Origin of the sequence: Bradyrhizobium sp. LTSP857 (assembly GCF_000938285.1) — a bacterium.
GTDB lineage: Bacteria > Pseudomonadota > Alphaproteobacteria > Rhizobiales > Xanthobacteraceae > Bradyrhizobium.
This window is the reverse complement of the sequence record NZ_JYMS01000025.1, coordinates 65,198-80,460: the sequence shown is the minus strand read 5'-3', so window position 1 is coordinate 80,460 and position 15,263 is coordinate 65,198. Positions and strand designations below refer to the sequence as shown.

Here is a 15,263-nt window from a genome sequence, read left to right as displayed (position 1 = left end):
CGATCAGACGAGGGTTCGAGGGGGATGGTCCGGCGGATTAGCGCCCAGTCCGTCGATCAGGAGGTCATCGTTTACGGCGGGCGCACGCTGCAACGGATTACGGACGATCAACGATGCAATGCCGGAAGGGGCTGGCAGAGAGATGCTGAGCAGGCACAGCGCAAGGACAGGGCAGGACTGGCAATCCTTGCTCTGATCTGGACAGCAGGGCATGTCGGTGGACATCGTCGGCATGGCCGCATCCGTCATGCCGGAGACGGGCGCGGCAAGCACAGGCGTTGCCAGCGGCGCGAGCAGGAGCCCGGACGCGACCAGCAGCATCACCACAGCATTGGCGAACCGTTTCAGGAGCATGTGTCCTTGTCGCATGCCGGGACGGAACCCGTAAACCGGGCCGCCATCACAATTTGGCCAGCGAGACGCGAAAAGGCCCCAGCCCGGGGCTGACCGGCTGAGGCCTTTGTGCTCACAATCTCTATCCTTGGGACTTGGATCGCCAACGTGCCTTGTGCTGGATCGTTCCATGGACAGAAGCGATTATTTTGCGCCCGGCTCGTTTTCTAGGATCGGGGGGCATCGGGAGAGAGCCATGACCAATTCCGACCGACGGACTCATTGGGAAAACGTATATGAGACCAAGAGCGAGCGCGAGGTCAGCTGGTTTCAGGAAAACCCGGCGCCCTCGCTCGACCTCATTGCTCTCACGGGTGCCACCAAGTCGTCCGCGATCGTAGATATTGGAGGAGGCGCATCGCGGCTGGTCGACGCGCTGCTGGCCATGGGACACCGGGATGTCACGGTGCTCGATCTGTCGACCGCGGCACTCGCGGCGGCGCGTGAGCGACTTGGTCGCGATGCCGATTGGGTGAAATGGATTGTCGCAGACGTCACCGCGTGGCGTCCGGCGACGACGTACGATGTATGGCACGACCGGGCAGCTTTCCACTTTCTCAACACGTCCGAGGAGCAAGCCGCTTACATCGAACGGCTTCGGCATGGACTGAAGGTCGGTGGATACGCGATCATTGGCACGTTCGCGCTCGACGGACCTGAGAAGTGCAGCGGCTTGCCGGTGACGCGACATAGTGCCGACACGATCGGCGTGTTGCTCGGTTCCGCGTTCATACTGAAGGACACCCGCCGACACCAGCACAAGACGCCGTGGGAGTCGGTCCAGAACTTTCAGTTCAGTACCTTCCTCAGACTAGAATAGTCGGCGCGCTTCAGTTCGGTGGCTTTGGAGTACGCATTGGCCTTATTCGCCGCAATCTACGAGCAGCAATCGCCGGCCTGGATCGGTGGACAGGGCACCGATCCGAAAGAGCAGAATACGCAGCAATCGCCGGCGTTCGGTTTCAGTCGCTTGCCGCAGCCCTTGCAGTCATAAAAAAATTGGCAGGCATCCGTCGGCATGGCCTCGTGCGCTCGATGGCCGCATTCCGGATAGGTCAGCGTCGATTCCAACTGCATTCGCGATGAACCCCAAGTCGCCACGGCACCTGCCTTCATTCGTCGTCGGCTCGGGAGAACCTGCCGGGCAGCCCTAAGCCTTCTCCTCCCAGATCATCGCAAGGTGCACGATCGTCTGCACCGCCTTTTCCATGTCCTGCCGGCTGACCCATTCCAGACGCGAATGAAACGCGTGCTCGCCGGCAAAGATGTTGGGGCAGGGCAGGCCCATGAATGAGAGGCGCGAGCCGTCGGTGCCGCCGCGGATGGCGGTGCGCATCGGGCGCAAGCCAGCGCGGCGGATCGCCTCGATGGCGTATTCGAGGATGTGCGGGTGGCGGTCGATCACCTGCTTCATGTTGCGGTACTGCTCCCGCACCTCGAACTTGTAGGTCGAGCGTGGATAGTCCTTCATCACGTCCTTGACGATGCCCTCGAGCAGGATCTCCTTCTCCTTCAATCCCTCCTCGGTGAAGTCGCGCACGATGAAGGCGAGCGTCGCCTGCTCCAGCGCGCCCTCGATGCCGACCGGATGCAGAAAGCCTTGCTTGCCTGACGTCGTCTCCGGCGAGCAACCTTCTTTTGGCAGCCGCTCGACGATCGCGGCCGCGATCTTGATCGCGTGCTCCATCTTGCCCTTGGCGTAGCCGGGATGCGCGCTGACGCCGGTGATGGTGATGGTGGCGCCGTCGGCCGAGAAGGTCTCGTCCTCGACGCTGCCGGCACTCTCACCGTCCATGGTGTAGCCGAAATCGGCGCCCAGCTTCTTGATGTCGACATTGTCGACGCCGCGGCCGATTTCCTCGTCGGGCGTGAACAGGATCTTGATGGTGCCGTGCTTCACATCCGGATTGTTGATGATGAAATGCGCGGCATCCATGATCTCGGCGACACCGGCCTTGTTGTCGGCGCCCAGCAGCGTGGTGCCGTCGGTGGTGATGATGTCGTTGCCGATCTGGTTCTTCAGCGCGGGATGTTCAGTGAAGCGGATCACCTGGTTGGTGTCGCCCGGCAGCGTGATGTCACCACCGCGATAGTTCTTCACCACCTGCGGCTTGACGTTCTTGCCGGTGACGTCGGGTGAGGTGTCCATGTGCGAGCAGAAGCAGATCACCGGCACCTTCTTAGGTGTGTTGGCCGGGATCGTTCCATAGACGTAGCCGTAATCGTCGAGATGGGCGTCGGCGATGCCGATGGCCTTCAGCTCGGTGACGAGCACGCGGCCGAGATCCTTCTGCTTCTCGGTCGAGGGCGAGGCCGGGGATTCCGGATCGGACTGGGTGTCGATGGTGACGTAGCGCAGGAAGCGCTCGGTCACGGTGTGCGTGAAGGTGAGGGAGGACATTTCTGGTCAAACCGCCGGGGCTTTGGGGAGCAGGTCTTGGGAAGCAGGCGGTATACCAGAAAAGCGGGCCGCGTTGCGGCCGGAACGGCGCCGGATCAGGCTTAACGAAACGTTAGTGGCTAGATCGCCTCTTTCAGTTCCTTGACCGGCCGGAACGCGACCTTCTTGCTGGCCTTGATGTGGATGGGCTCGCCGGTGGCGGGGTTGCGGCCGGTGCGGGCGGCGCGCTTGCGGACCTGGAGGATGCCGAGACCGACGATGCGGACGCGGTCGCCCTTCTTGAGGTGCTTGGTGATCAGCTCGACCATGTCGGTGAGGACGGCCTCGGCGCGCTTCTTGGAGAGATCCTGGCTCTCCGCGATGTCGGCCGCAAGGTGTTTGAGCGTGACGGTGACTGGACTGGGTGCCTTCTTCGCCATGCTGTCTGGCCTTCCTCGGTTGTCTCGCGGAAGCTCGCAGGGCTCCCAAACTGCCAAGTTCCCGCAGGCCTAGACGATTCGGGATGGGACTGACTACGTCAGCTGTGAGGCGGGGGGATTTTCGCGTGATCTTTCAGGCGATTCCGGGCGTTCCCGCCGGTCCCGGACGAGCGGAACGACCGACGTCTGGCGCGACGCCGTCAATCAGCCTGAGAGTTTTCTGCTAAGTTTTTGAAGATGTTGCCAAAAATGGCGCGAGAGACGGGGCTCGAACCCGCGACCTCCGGCGTGACAGGCCGGCGCTCTAACCAACTGAGCTACTCCCGCGTGGCTCGCTGAACGCGCGCGGAACGAGGGGGGACTTAAAGGGGGGACATGGTGAAGTCAAGGACGTTGCATTCACGGGGATCAAACGCCGAGCGGAGCAGGGCAGGACCGTATTGCCACGGCCAGGACGGCTGCCTCGGGGCTCCGAATCAATCAATAGTGTTACAAGCTCCACAGGCAATTTCCGGGGACAATTGGCTTGACCGTCGGCTCGCGCGCCTTCCAGAACGCAAGGCTCCAGAAGAAATTCAAGAAGGACGCGGAGGCCGCGCTGGCGGCGGCCTACCAGGCCTACAGCAACGGCCGGCATGCCGAGGTCGAGGCGATCTGCCGCCAGATCCTCCAGGTCCTCCCCGATCATTTCGACACGCTGCATCTGTTCGGGGTGTTTCTCAGCGACGTCAAAAGACCAGAGGAGGCCGAGCCGGTGCTTCGCGCCGCGGTGGCCGCCAGCCCGCGCTCGGCCAACGCCTATTGCGACCTCGGCACCGTCTTGTTCGAGCTCAAGCGCTATGAGGACGCGCGGACCATTCAGGAGAAGGGTGTCGCGCTCAATCCGAATTTTCCGATGGCGCTGACCAACCTCGGCAATACCCAGATGCATCTCGGGCTGCCGCGGGAGGCGATCGAGCTCCATGACCGGGCCATCAAGCTGAAGCCCGATTACGCCGACGCCTACTGCAATCGCGGGATGGCCGAACTGGCGCTCGAGTTGGCGGCGCAGGCCCTCCAAAGCTTCGAACGTGCCTTGTCATTCCAGCGGACGCATCAGGAGGCGATGGCCGGCCGCGGCATCGCGTTGCTCGAACTCCGGAACTATGAGGCAGCCGAAATCGCGTTCAACGCGGCCCTTGCGCTCAGGCCGGGCAATGAGAAGGTCTTGGCACATCGCGGACGGCTTCATCTGCGGCTTCATCGCCTTGCTCAGGCAAATGCGGATGTTGACGCGGCGCTTGCGTTGGCGCCCACGCTTGAATTGGCACTGCGAACCAAGGCGGCCGTCAGCCTCATCATGCACAACGCGACCCAGGCGATGGTGGCCTGCAAGAAGCTGCTTGAGCTGAATCCAGAGTCCATGATCGCAATCAACCTGATGGGGGTGTGCTTTGCGAGCCACGGCGACATTGCGGCGGCCATCGCGCATTACGACCGAGCGCTGGAGATCCATCCGGCTTACGAGGACGCGATAGGCAACAAGATCTTTGCGCTGGATTTCCTGCCGGGCGCGGACTTCGCAATGCTCCAGGCGGCGCGCAAAGGCTGGTGGGATGCGATCGGGGCGATGCAACCGCGGCGGAGCCTCGCGCCGCGGCTGCTCGATCCGGACAGGCGGGTGGTGGTGGGTTATGTCTCCGGCGACTTCCGGCGGCATTCGGCGGCCTTCATCTTCATGCCGGTGCTGCGCCACCGCGATCGTACCGATTTCGAGATTGTCTGTTATTCCAACTCGCCGTTGCAGGATGAGGTCACCGACGAGTTTCGCGCATTCGCGGATCGCTGGGTCGATGCGGTGCCGCTGTCCGACGAGCAATTGGCGGATCGCATCGAGGCCGACGAGGTCGATATTCTCGTCGACCTCTCGGGGCATTCGTCCGGCAATCGCCTGGGGGTCTTTGCGCGCAAGCCTGCGCCGATCCAGGTATCGGCCTGGGGTGCGCCGACCGGCACGGGCCTGAAGACCATGGACTATCTCCTGGCGGATCCGGTCACGATCCCGCACGCGGTGCGCGATGTCTTCGCTGAAAAGATCCACGACTTGCCGTGCATTCTGACGATAACGGCCCCGTCGTCGGACCTGTACCGGCCCGACCTGCCAATGTTGCGCAACGGCTATGTCACCTTCGGCACCTTCAACAGGATCGACAAGATTTCCGATGAGGTGCTGGCGGTGTGGTCGAGGCTGCTGCGTACGTTGCCGGGATCGAAAATCGTCATCAAGCACGGAGCGCTTGCGGATACCGGTCTGCGTGACCGCCTGGTCGCCCGTTTCGTGGAACAAGGCATCGCCGACGAGAGCGTGGTGTGCCTGGGGCCGAGTTCGCGCGACGAGCATATGGCCGAGTACGCGAACATCGACATCTCGCTCGACCCGTTCCCGCAGAACGGTGGCGCCGGCACCTGGGAATCCCTTCACATGGGCGTGCCGGTGGTCGCCAAGCTCGGCCATTCAACCTCGGGCCGGGCGGCGGGCGGTATTCTCAAGGCCATCGGCCTGGACGACTGGGTCGCGGAAGATGATGAGGACTACATCGCGATCGCAAAGCGGTTTGCAGAGGCTCCCACCGAGCTGGCTGCGCTGCGCAAGGATCTGCCGGCACGGATCGCGGCGTCCGCCGCGGGCAACGGCGAGATCTATACTCGCCACGTCGAGGCGGCCTACCGCCAATTCTGGCGCGACTATTGCGCCTCGCAGGCCCACTGATTTGATTCCAAGCCTGTTAATTCAAAGGCTTGGCTCGCAGCCTTAAGCCTCTGCTCGAAAGCAAAAGGCCGCCCTGGGGCGGCCGTTTCGTCTCAAACCGGACCTTTTCCGCGATTAGCGGATTTCCGAGGTCCCCGAGCTCGTGATCACCACCGGCTTGCCGGCCTTGAGCACGTGGGTGGACTGGGCGGTCTGGCTGTAATCGGCGTTGGTGCGGGCTGCGATCCCGAAGGCGGCCACTGCGATACCGGCCACCAGTGCCACCACCACGATCTTCATGTGGGTACCGCGATCAGCAGAGTGAATTGAATGGTTCATCTGAGCCTCCCGACGGGCTTTGCCCCCGTCTGTTGGCTCTTTTTCTAGAGACCATCTGTTTCCGGATGGTTTCGCGGGTTCCGCAAAATGGTTTCATTAATGCGCCCGGTTGGTTTCGCCAGGCTGGCGGCCTCAGGCGGCGGCCCGGCCGATATCGGCCCGGATCGACCGCGCCGCCCAGACGAACAGGAGGGCGCCGAGCGAGGTCGTGACCGCCGCCGAGAGCAGGGAATAGCGCACGGCGTCGGCTCCAAAACTGCCCTTCAGGGCGTCGTTGACCACGCCCACGGCGAGCGGGCCGACACCCTGGCCGAAGCAGGTCGCGGTCAGCGCAATCAGCGCCGAGGCCAGCGCCCGCATGCTCGGCTTTGCCACGGTCTGCGCGATCGCGAAGATCGGCCCGAGGTGGAAGCCGACCAGGAACGAGGTCAGCGCCAGCATCGCCACCATCATCGCGAAATCCTGCGTCAGCATGCACAGCGCAAACACCGGGCCGGCGAGGCCTGAGGTGATCGCCGGCGCCCATAGCTTCCAGCGGTCGTCGCGGCGGCTGATATTGGCCACCACGAAGCCGCCGAGCAGGGTGCCGGCCATGCCGGCGAGCCCCTTGAAGGTGCCGGCATAGCTGCCGATTTCGGCGCTCGACAGATGATGCACGCGGGCGAGGAACGGCGGGATCCAGGCTGCGGTTGCGTAATTGGTGTAGGTCGTCAGGCAGAAGCCGACCAGCACGATGATGAAACTCTGCTGCGAGGCCAGGAAGCGCAGTGTTGGGCCGAGCGGTTCGGGCACGAAGCTCTCCTGCATCGCGCCGCGCTTCGGCTCGGAGACCGTCAGCCACAGGATGAGAGCGAGCAGGATGCCGGGCAGGCCCGCGACATAGAACGCCATCCGCCAGCCATAGTGCTGGTTGACATAGCCACCGACGAAATAGCCGAGGAAAACGCCGAGATAGGTGCCGACGGCGTAGATGCCGAGCGCGCGCGGGCGCTCGTTCTTGGCAAAGAGATCGGCGACGATCGACTGCGAGGCGGGCGAGCCGGCGGATTCGCCGATGCCGACGCCGATTCTGGCGAACGCCAGCGCGGTGACGCTCGACGCCATGCCGCACAGCGCCGTCATCGCGCTCCAGAACGCGAACGCCATCGCCACGATGTTGCGGCGGTTGAGCCGGTCGGCCACGCGCGCGATGGGGATGCCGAGCAGGGAATAGAACAGCGCGAAGCCGAAGCCGGCGAGCAGGCCCATCATGGTGTCGCTGAGCTGGAACTCTTTCTTGATCGGCTCGATCAGGACATTGAAGATCGTGCGGTCGAGGAAGTTCAGTGCGTAGATGATGGTGAGCAGCCCAAGCACGTAATAGCGCCGCGCCGACGGCGTTGCCGCGGCGGTTGTTTGCACCGGCACCTGTGACGTCACATCGACCATCGCTTCCCCCAATGTGTCTTTGTTGTTGTCGTTGGTCCAGCCCTTGTGCGGGCTGTCAGCCTTCGCGGATATAGTTCCCCGCTTCGAACTCGACCGGCTGCGCGCCTGCGTCAAATGATACGCTGATTGGGTCGTGGCCCGCTTCCATCGCATCGAGCTGCTCGCTGAGCATGCGCCGGATCATCAGGATGCCGCGGTCGCTCTGGCCAAAATGCTCCTCGGAATGGATGGTCGTCGCGCCCTGGCCGACCTGGGCCTCGTAGTCGCCGGGGAATTGCTGGTGCTCGGCCTCCGTCATGTCCCACCAGAACTTGCCGTTGAACTTCGAGCGCATGCGGCCGATGTCGCCGGAATTCTTGACGCGGCCGGCGACGTAGATGCGAAAAGACGTGTCGTCGATCGGCAGCGTCCAGCCGATCGACTCGACACGGGCAAACTGCGCCACGCGCGGGTTCGGCACCACGCGCAAGGTGGGCAGCGCCGCTTCAGTGACGCGGTAAAACACCTTGCCGTCGTCCTGCTTGCGGATCGAGCGCACGGCGATCCCGCGCGGTGTCTTGTCGAACGTCACCTCCGGCATCGAGGCCATCATGTTGGTGAATTGCGGCCCTGAGAACGAGCCATGCAGCACCGGCACGTGATAGGGATCGACCACGTTCTCGAAATGCTGGAGCCAGTTGCAGGGGATGATCGCCGGCCCGCCGCCGCCGATCGAGGAATCGTCGGCCTCGACGAACTCGCCGTCGTCCATGTTTTCCAGGCATTCGTAAGCCGGCAGCACCGGACGTTTCTCGGCCGGGCCCATATAGGCGAAGATCAGCCCGTAGCGCTCCTCGACCGGATACCAGGGCTGACGCACCTTGTCCTTGAATGGACCGCCATCGGGCTCGCAAGGCTGCTCCAGGCAGTGGCCCTCGGTGTCGAACTTCCAGCCGTGATAGCAGCAGCGGATGCCGTCTTCCTCGACCTTGCCGTAATAGAGCGTGGTGCCGCGATGGCAGCAACGGGCGTGCAACAGGCCGACCCGGCCATGCTTGTCGCGGAACAGGATCAGGTCCTCACCGAGTGTGCGCACCTTCTTCGGCGTGTCGGTGGCATCACGCGTGAGCCCGACCGGATGCCAGTAGCGGCGGAGCAGTTCGCCCATCGGCGTGCCGCGCACGACCGAGGTGAGTTCGGTGCGCGTATGCGCCGGCTTCATCGCATAGGCGGTGCCGAGATCGCGATCCCGCTGGGTGATGTTCATGCTGATCCTCCCGCCGCAGGTCTTGGGTGACCCGAGTCATCTTCATCTGTTGACCCAGTGAAGGGTAGATAGATGACATTGTCAACGATTTTCAAAATGCCTCTTAATTGCATTTGGATGCTGCAGTGCGCGGGCTTGGCACACCACGGCTTTCTTGGCACAGGTGAGACATGAGCGAGACACAGAGCAGGGACGGGCGCGCATCGCCCGAGGCCGACGACAGCGGGGCGCCCGCACCGATCACCGTGATGCTGTCGTCGCGGCTGATGGTGCTTGCCAATCTGCTCAAGCGCGGCGCCATCCTGCGCTACAAGCGGCTCGCCGGATTGTCCTCGGTCGAATTCGGCCTCGTCGCCTCGCTCGGCCGGCGTCCGCCGATGAGCGTGGCGCGACTCGCCGAAGCGGTCGGCCAGGACAAGGGACAGATCAGCCGCGCGCTCGCTGAGCTCGTCTCGCGCAAGCTGATCGTGAAATCGGCCAACCCCAAAGACAGCCGCGAAGTGCTGGTGTCGCTGACGCCGGCAGGACTCGCCGCGCATGATGCGATCGTCGCCGGTGCGCAGGAGCGCAATCGACGGCTGCTGGAACATCTGAGCAAGGACGAGTTCGACACCTTGCTCGCACAGATCGAGCGTCTCACTGCGACAGCGGAAGAGATGCTCGAGGCCGAGAAAGCGCCGCGCTGATCTCTCAGCAATCTTTGGACATGTTGGATCGCTTCTAAGAGCGTCTCTAAGAAGCTTTCAATTAGGGAAATCGCGCGCCCTCACATAAGCGTCACCGCAAACGCATGCCGTCACGGGACTGGCGGCATGACGCATCAAGCATGCAGCTTTGGGGTGGCGCGTTGAACAGTCTTGGAATGCTGCGGTCAGCCGTGTTGGCGACCGCGTCCGCTTGGGTTTTGATGCCGCAGGCGTCGCTCGCGCAATCGTCGGCGCAAAGCGGCGCGCAGAGCCTGCCGTCGGTGACCGTCACCGCGCCGGAACAGCGCCGCCGCGCGGCGACGACTGCTCCGCGCCGCGCGCAGCGTTCAACGGCCGTGGCCAACAACCGGAAACCGCAGCCGCAACGCAATGTCGGCTTCGTCGAGACTGCGCGCGGCCCCGTCCACGGCTACGTCGCCAACCGCAGTTCGTCCGGCACCAAGACCAACACGCCGATCATGGAGACGCCGCAGGCGGTCTCGGTGATCGGTGCGGAGCAGATCCGCGACCAGAAGCCGAATAAGCTCGACGAGGTCCTGCGCTACACCGCCGGCGTGCGCGCCGGCACCTTCGGCGCTGATACGCGCAACGACTGGTGGCTGATCCGCGGCTTCAAGTCCGATGACATCGGGCTGTTCCTCGACGGCATGCAGCTGTTCTACACGTCCTATGCGAGCTGGAAGCTCCAGCCGCCGAACATGGAGCGGGTCGAGGTGCTGCGCGGCCCGTCGGCCGTGCTCTATGGCGGATCGAGCCCGAGCGGCATCGTCAACGTCATCAGCAAGATGCCGCCGACCGAGCCGGTCCGCTACATCGAGACCGGCGTCAACAATTTCGGCAATGCCTATGTCGGCTTCGATGTCGGTGGTCCCGTCGCGACGCAGCCCCAGGACGGCAAGCTGTTCTACCGCGTCGTCGGCCAGGTTCAGAACGGCAACACACAGGTCAACTTCACGCCGGACAACAACTACTTCATCGCACCGTCGTTCACCTGGAAGCCGGATGCCGACACGACCTTCACCGTGCTGGCCTCGGCCTCGAAGCAGGATACCCGCGGCATCAACTTCCTGCCCTATCAGGGCACAGTGACCAGCGCGCCGTTCGGCAAGATCCCGACCAGCTTCTTCGTCGGCGATCCCAATGTCGACAAGTTCACGCGCGAGCAGGAGATGCTCGGCTATCAGTTCGAGCGCAATCTCACTGACGATCTGACGTTCCGGCAGAACGCGCGGTTTGCGCATGTCGACGTTACCTATCGCGGCTTCGTCGGCAATGGTTGGGACAACATCAATACGGCCACGATGGGTCGCTATAATTGGTATGCGAAGAACACCGCCAACCAGGCCGATCTCGACAACCAGTTAGAGTACCGCTTCGGCACCGGCCCGGTGAAGCACACGATGCTGTTCGGGGTTGATTTGAAGGGGTACCAAATCGACGACTATCAGGCGTTCAACTTCGGCACTGTGCCTTCGATCAACGTCTTCAATCCCGCCTATGGTCTCGACATTCCGATCACGGGCGCGCCGTTCCGCAACTTCCAGATCACGCAGAAGCAGGCCGGCACCTACGTCCAGGACCAGATGAAGCTCGGCAACTTCACGCTGGTCTTGAGCGGCCGCAATGATTGGGTCGAGACGTCGCAGGTCGCGCGCGACACCGGCGCAAATATTGCCCAACGCGACGACAGCAAGTTCAGCGGGCGCGCCGGCCTGATCTACAATTTTGACAACGGCATCGCGCCCTATATCTCCTATGCCACGAGCTACAACCCGATCATCGGCCTCAACGCGCAGAACCAGCTGTTCCTGCCGGAGACGGGCAAGCAGGCCGAGATCGGCGTCAAGGTCGCGCCCAAGGGATTTGACGGCTATTTCACCGCTTCGGTGTTCGACCTGAAGCGCCAGAATGTGGCGACGACCGATCCGTCGAATGCACTGTTGCAAAACCAGACCGGCGAGGTGACCTCGCGCGGCATCGAGCTCGAGGCGGTGGCCAATGCGACCAAGGAGCTGAAGCTGATCGGCTCGTTCACCGCTTACCACCTCTTCACCAGCAAGGATCTCGATCCAACCCTGATCGGCAAGACGCCGACCAACACGCCGGAGATGCTGATCTCGGGCTGGGCCGACTACACCTTCAAGGACGGGCCGCTCGAAGGATTTGGGTTCGGCGGCGGCGTTCGTTACGTCGGCTCGTCCTGGGCCGACACGGCCAACACGCTGGAAGTTCCCGCGGTGGTGCTCGGCGATCTCGCGGTCCACTACGAATGGCAGAACTGGCGCACGGCCATCAACGTGATCAATCTGACCGACAAGATCTATGTCGCGAGCTGCGCCTCGGCCTCGTCCTGCTTCTATGGCGATCGCCGGCGCGTCACCGCCAGCGTGTCCTACAAATGGTAGGCGCAGGCGAGGGGAGGGTTTTGTGAAGGCGCGCACGGTCAGGCTCTGGTCCGTGGTCCACACCTGGACCAGCCTGATCTCGACCGTATTCCTGCTTTTGCTCTGCCTGACCGGCCTGCCGCTGATCTTCCATCACGAGATCGATGAGCTCCTGGGCTACGCCCCCCAGCCCGAAGCTCATGCGAGCGCGGCGCGCGCGACGCCCCAAGTCGTCGCTGACGCCGCGCTCGCCGCCGATCCCGGTCGCGTCCTGCAATACGTTTCCTGGGACAAGGACGAGCCCGGGATCGTGATCGCCTTCACCAACACCGCCCCCGACGGCGCACCCGACAATGCCACCTTGCGCGCCTTCGATGCGGTCTCGGCCAAGCTGCTCGGGCCGGTCGGTGTCGGGCCGATGCTGATCGTGCTCAAGCTGCACACCGACATGTTCGCAGGCCAGGCCGGAAAGCTGTTTCTTGGCGGGATGGGCCTGCTGTTCGCCGTCGCGATCGTCTCCGGCGTGGTGCTCTACTGGCCGTTCACTCGCCGCCTGCGCTTTGCGACCATCCGCGATCATGCCTCGCGCCGCGTGCGCTGGCTGGACTGGCATAATCTGATCGGGGTGGTGACGGTGGCCTGGGCGCTGGTGGTCGGGCTGACCGGCGTCGTCAACACCTGGGCCGAGCTGATGCTGAACCAGTGGAAGGCGACCGAGCTTGCCAGCATGGTCGCGCCCTATGCCGGCAAGCCGCCGCCATCGCATCTCGCCTCGCTCGATGACGTCGTGGCGCGCGCCAGACAGGCGGCCCCGGAGATGGAGATTGCCTTCATCGCGTTTCCGGGCACGCCGTTCACGTCCTCGCACCATTTCGCAGCCTTCATGCGCGGCGACACCGCGCTGACGGCGCGGCTGTTGAAGCCGGTTCTGCTCGACGGCGAAACCGGGGAGGTCGCCGACAGTCGGGCACTGCCGCTGTATCTCCAGGCGCTCTTCATCTCGCAGCCGTTGCATTTCGGCGACTATGGCGGGATGCCGCTGAAAGTGATCTGGGCTGCGCTCGACATGCTCACGATCGTTGTGATCGGCAGCGGCCTCTATCTCTGGCTGGCCCGGCGGCGCAAGCGTGCACCCGCCCGCACTGACGCATTCGCGAAACGAGCCCCGGTCCCGTCGTGATGCATGGCTCGTCCGGCCCTTCGCACCTGTGGATACGTGTCTTTGCTGCACCTATCCTGCTGGCGGCTGCGACCATCACCGGCCTGCTGGCCGCGCTGCTCTGGGGCACGGTCGGCCAGTATGTCGCCTGGGTGACGGTGGGGGCGCCCGTGCTTGTCGTTCTCGGGGTCTGGCTGCGCCGCAGCAAGAAAGCATAATCGTCCAAGACGTGTGGCCGCCTGCGGGAGAATGCTCCCGCGGAGCGTATGATCGGCGGTGGGGAGGCTGAGGGGCCGCCCTTGCTGGCTTGGCCGATCTGCTCCATACCAGCGCGGGGCGATTCCGGGATTTCCACCGTTTCGGGGGCGGCAAAGGGCCTAAAAAGAGCGTGTCTTGCGCCCATTGGTGCACTGCGCTAAGGCTCAGAACAATTCCAAACTGGACGAATCCGCGGCTGTCCCGAGGCTGCGGGAAAAAGGGCTCGCCAATGAGCGGCATTCTACAGAACTATCTTCCACTCGTCGTCTTCATAGGGGTAGCGGGCCTCATCGGCCTGGTGCTGCTGATCGCCCCCTTCATCGTGGCGTTCCAGCAGCCGGACCCGGAAAAACTCTCGGCGTATGAGTGCGGCTTCAACGCCTTCGACGACGCCCGCATGAAGTTCGATGTCCGCTTCTATCTGGTCGCCATCCTCTTCATCATCTTCGACCTCGAGGTGGCGTTCCTGTTTCCCTGGGCGGTCGCGTTCGGCAAGCTTGGCGCGACCGGCTTCTGGTCCATGCTGGTGTTCCTCGCCGTGCTGACGGTGGGCTTCGCCTATGAATGGAAGAAAGGCGCACTCGAATGGGATTGAACCCTGCACCATCGGCTGGCCCCATCGTAACGCCGGCCCCCAAGGGCATCCTGGATCCGTCGACCGGCAAGCCGGTCGGGGCCAATGATCCGTTCTTCCTCGAGGTCAATTCCGAGCTGTCCGACAAGGGCTTCTTCGTGGCTGCGACCGACGACCTCATCACCTGGGCGCGCACCGGCTCGCTGATGTGGATGACCTTCGGTCTCGCCTGCTGCGCCGTCGAGATGATGCAGGTGTCGATGCCGCGCTACGACGTCGAGCGCTTCGGCTTCGCGCCGCGTGCCTCGCCGCGCCAGTCCGACGTGATGATCGTCGCCGGCACGCTGACCAACAAGATGGCGCCTGCGCTGCGCAAGGTCTACGACCAGATGCCCGAGCCGCGCTACGTCATCTCGATGGGCTCCTGCGCCAACGGCGGCGGCTACTATCACTATTCCTACTCGGTCGTGCGCGGCTGTGACCGCATCGTGCCGATCGACATCTATGTGCCGGGCTGCCCGCCCACGGCGGAAGCGCTGCTCTACGGCGTGCTGCTGCTTCAGAAGAAGATCCGGCGCACTGGTACCATCGAACGCTAAGGTTTTACGTCATGGACGATGGCAAGCTCGACGCCCTGGGGCAAACGATCGTTAGCGCGCTTCCGGGTGCCGCCACCGGTCACACGGTGGCCTTCAACCAGCTCACTGTTGATGTCGAGGCCAGCAAGATCGTCGAGGTGGTCAAGTACCTCCGCGACGACCCAAATTGCCGCTTCATCAACTTCACCGACATCACGGCGGTGGATTATCCCGATCGCGAGAAGCGGTTCGACGTGATCTATCACTTCCTGTCCCCGGCGCTGAACACGCGGGTCCGGCTCAAGGCCCAGGCCGACGAGACCACGCAGGTGCCGTCGCTGATCGACGTGTTTCCCGGTGCCGACTGGTTCGAGCGCGAGGCCTATGATCTCTATGGCGTGATCTTCGTCGGCCATCCCGACATGCGCCGCCTGCTCACCGATTACGGCTTCGAGGGCCATCCGCTGCGCAAGGATTTCCCGACCACCGGCTTTCTCGAGGTTCGCTACGACGACCAGGAGAAGCGCGTGGTGTACGAGCCGGTCCGGCTCAACCAGGAATTCCGCAAGTTCGACTTTCTGTCGCCGTGGGAGGGGGCCGATTATCCGGTCCTTCCGGGGGATGAAAAAGCAGGGCCGAAGGTCTGATC

General features: G+C 63.4%; 16 protein-coding genes and 1 tRNA gene. 9 read left to right on the top strand and 8 right to left on the bottom strand.

The features are described 5' to 3' along the window. Positions 1 to 3: 3 nt before the first annotated feature. On the bottom strand, positions 4 to 354 hold the full coding sequence (locus UP06_RS13800; protein WP_045003123.1) for a hypothetical protein: 351 nt from the start codon (positions 352 to 354) through the stop codon (positions 4 to 6). 235 nt (positions 355 to 589) lie between these two features. Here UP06_RS13800 and UP06_RS13795 point away from each other — a divergent pair, with 235 nt between their 5' ends. Further along, positions 590 to 1,213: a class I SAM-dependent methyltransferase gene (locus UP06_RS13795; protein WP_045003215.1), complete on the top strand. Its 624-nt coding sequence runs from the start codon at positions 590 to 592 to the stop codon at positions 1,211 to 1,213. Positions 1,214 to 1,269: 56 nt separating this feature from the next. On the opposite strand, the gene UP06_RS42045 is transcribed toward UP06_RS13795, so the two are convergent. The 4 genes from UP06_RS42045 to UP06_RS13775 form a co-directional block, all read right to left on the bottom strand. After that, positions 1,270 to 1,470, bottom strand: coding sequence for a GDCCVxC domain-containing (seleno)protein (locus UP06_RS42045; RefSeq protein ID WP_045003122.1), 201 nt, complete (start codon positions 1,468 to 1,470; stop codon positions 1,270 to 1,272). 73 nt (positions 1,471 to 1,543) lie between these two features. Further along, complete coding sequence (pepT, locus tag UP06_RS13785) at positions 1,544 to 2,794, bottom strand: peptidase T (RefSeq protein ID WP_045003121.1); 1,251 nt, start codon at positions 2,792 to 2,794, stop codon at positions 1,544 to 1,546. Positions 2,795 to 2,913: 119 nt separating this feature from the next. Further along, positions 2,914 to 3,213: an HU family DNA-binding protein gene (locus tag UP06_RS13780; protein WP_045003120.1), complete on the bottom strand. Its 300-nt coding sequence runs from the start codon at positions 3,211 to 3,213 to the stop codon at positions 2,914 to 2,916. Between the two features lie 250 nt (positions 3,214 to 3,463). After that, positions 3,464 to 3,540, bottom strand: a tRNA-Asp gene (locus tag UP06_RS13775). Between the two features lie 199 nt (positions 3,541 to 3,739). Between UP06_RS13775 and UP06_RS13770 the strand changes: the two genes are divergently transcribed. Next, positions 3,740 to 5,962, top strand: coding sequence for an O-linked N-acetylglucosamine transferase, SPINDLY family protein (locus UP06_RS13770; protein WP_502691550.1), 2,223 nt, complete (start codon positions 3,740 to 3,742; stop codon positions 5,960 to 5,962). Positions 5,963 to 6,076: 114 nt separating this feature from the next. On the opposite strand, the gene UP06_RS13765 is transcribed toward UP06_RS13770, so the two are convergent. The 3 genes from UP06_RS13765 to UP06_RS13755 all read right to left on the bottom strand — a co-directional run bounded on the left by UP06_RS13765 (position 6,077) and on the right by UP06_RS13755 (position 8,954). Then, positions 6,077 to 6,280 carry a hypothetical protein gene (locus tag UP06_RS13765; protein WP_045003118.1) on the bottom strand — a complete coding sequence of 68 codons (204 nt, stop codon included), beginning with the start codon at positions 6,278 to 6,280 and terminating at the stop codon, positions 6,077 to 6,079. 132 nt (positions 6,281 to 6,412) lie between these two features. After that, positions 6,413 to 7,708: a spinster family MFS transporter gene (locus tag UP06_RS13760; RefSeq protein ID WP_045003117.1), complete on the bottom strand. Its 1,296-nt coding sequence runs from the start codon at positions 7,706 to 7,708 to the stop codon at positions 6,413 to 6,415. Between the two features lie 55 nt (positions 7,709 to 7,763). Then, positions 7,764 to 8,954: an aromatic ring-hydroxylating dioxygenase subunit alpha gene (locus UP06_RS13755; RefSeq protein WP_045003116.1), complete on the bottom strand. Its 1,191-nt coding sequence runs from the start codon at positions 8,952 to 8,954 to the stop codon at positions 7,764 to 7,766. A 170-nt stretch (positions 8,955 to 9,124) separates the two neighbouring features. Here UP06_RS13755 and UP06_RS13750 point away from each other — a divergent pair, with 170 nt between their 5' ends. From UP06_RS13750 to UP06_RS13720, 7 genes are all read left to right on the top strand, one after another. Further along, complete coding sequence (locus tag UP06_RS13750; RefSeq protein WP_045003115.1) at positions 9,125 to 9,640, top strand: MarR family winged helix-turn-helix transcriptional regulator; 516 nt, start codon at positions 9,125 to 9,127, stop codon at positions 9,638 to 9,640. Positions 9,641 to 9,816: 176 nt separating this feature from the next. Next, positions 9,817 to 12,066, top strand: a complete 2,250-nt coding sequence (locus tag UP06_RS13745) for a TonB-dependent siderophore receptor (protein WP_045003114.1) — start codon at positions 9,817 to 9,819, stop codon at positions 12,064 to 12,066. Between the two features lie 22 nt (positions 12,067 to 12,088). Beyond that, positions 12,089 to 13,225: a PepSY-associated TM helix domain-containing protein gene (locus tag UP06_RS13740; protein WP_045003113.1), complete on the top strand. Its 1,137-nt coding sequence runs from the start codon at positions 12,089 to 12,091 to the stop codon at positions 13,223 to 13,225. Next, entirely contained in the window at positions 13,222 to 13,422 is a 201-nt protein-coding gene (locus UP06_RS13735) for a hypothetical protein (RefSeq protein WP_156162954.1), read from the top strand. The genes UP06_RS13740 and UP06_RS13735 overlap by 4 nt, the downstream gene beginning before the upstream one ends. Positions 13,423 to 13,691: 269 nt before the next feature. After that, entirely contained in the window at positions 13,692 to 14,057 is a 366-nt protein-coding gene (locus UP06_RS13730) for an NADH-quinone oxidoreductase subunit A (RefSeq protein ID WP_027550614.1), read from the top strand. Continuing rightward, positions 14,054 to 14,635 carry a NuoB/complex I 20 kDa subunit family protein gene (locus tag UP06_RS13725; protein ID WP_502691310.1) on the top strand — a complete coding sequence of 194 codons (582 nt, stop codon included), beginning with the start codon at positions 14,054 to 14,056 and terminating at the stop codon, positions 14,633 to 14,635. The genes UP06_RS13730 and UP06_RS13725 overlap by 4 nt, the downstream gene beginning before the upstream one ends. An 11-nt stretch (positions 14,636 to 14,646) precedes the next feature. After that, the gene (locus tag UP06_RS13720; RefSeq protein ID WP_045003110.1) at positions 14,647 to 15,261 is read left to right on the top strand and encodes an NADH-quinone oxidoreductase subunit C; all 615 of its coding nucleotides are present in this window, start codon (positions 14,647 to 14,649) and stop codon (positions 15,259 to 15,261) included. Positions 15,262 to 15,263 lie beyond the last annotated feature (2 nt).

Bases quoted from the DNA above. Each gene is read 5' to 3' on its own strand.
- UP06_RS13800 (WP_045003123.1), bottom strand. From the start codon at position 354: ATGCTCCTGAAACGGTTCGCCAATGCTGTGGTGATGCTGCTGGTCGCG.
- UP06_RS13795 (WP_045003215.1), top strand. From the start codon at position 590: ATGACCAATTCCGACCGACGGACTCATTGGGAAAACGTATATGAGACC.
- UP06_RS42045 (WP_045003122.1), bottom strand. From the start codon at position 1,470: ATGCAGTTGGAATCGACGCTGACCTATCCGGAATGCGGCCATCGAGCG.
- pepT (WP_045003121.1), bottom strand. From the start codon at position 2,794: ATGTCCTCCCTCACCTTCACGCACACCGTGACCGAGCGCTTCCTGCGC.
- UP06_RS13780 (WP_045003120.1), bottom strand. From the start codon at position 3,213: ATGGCGAAGAAGGCACCCAGTCCAGTCACCGTCACGCTCAAACACCTT.
- UP06_RS13765 (WP_045003118.1), bottom strand. From the start codon at position 6,280: ATGAACCATTCAATTCACTCTGCTGATCGCGGTACCCACATGAAGATC.
- UP06_RS13760 (WP_045003117.1), bottom strand. From the start codon at position 7,708: ATGGTCGATGTGACGTCACAGGTGCCGGTGCAAACAACCGCCGCGGCA.
- UP06_RS13755 (WP_045003116.1), bottom strand. From the start codon at position 8,954: ATGAACATCACCCAGCGGGATCGCGATCTCGGCACCGCCTATGCGATG.
- UP06_RS13750 (WP_045003115.1), top strand. From the start codon at position 9,125: ATGAGCGAGACACAGAGCAGGGACGGGCGCGCATCGCCCGAGGCCGAC.
- UP06_RS13745 (WP_045003114.1), top strand. From the start codon at position 9,817: ATGCTGCGGTCAGCCGTGTTGGCGACCGCGTCCGCTTGGGTTTTGATG.
- UP06_RS13730 (WP_027550614.1), top strand. From the start codon at position 13,692: ATGAGCGGCATTCTACAGAACTATCTTCCACTCGTCGTCTTCATAGGG.
- UP06_RS13720 (WP_045003110.1), top strand. From the start codon at position 14,647: ATGGACGATGGCAAGCTCGACGCCCTGGGGCAAACGATCGTTAGCGCG.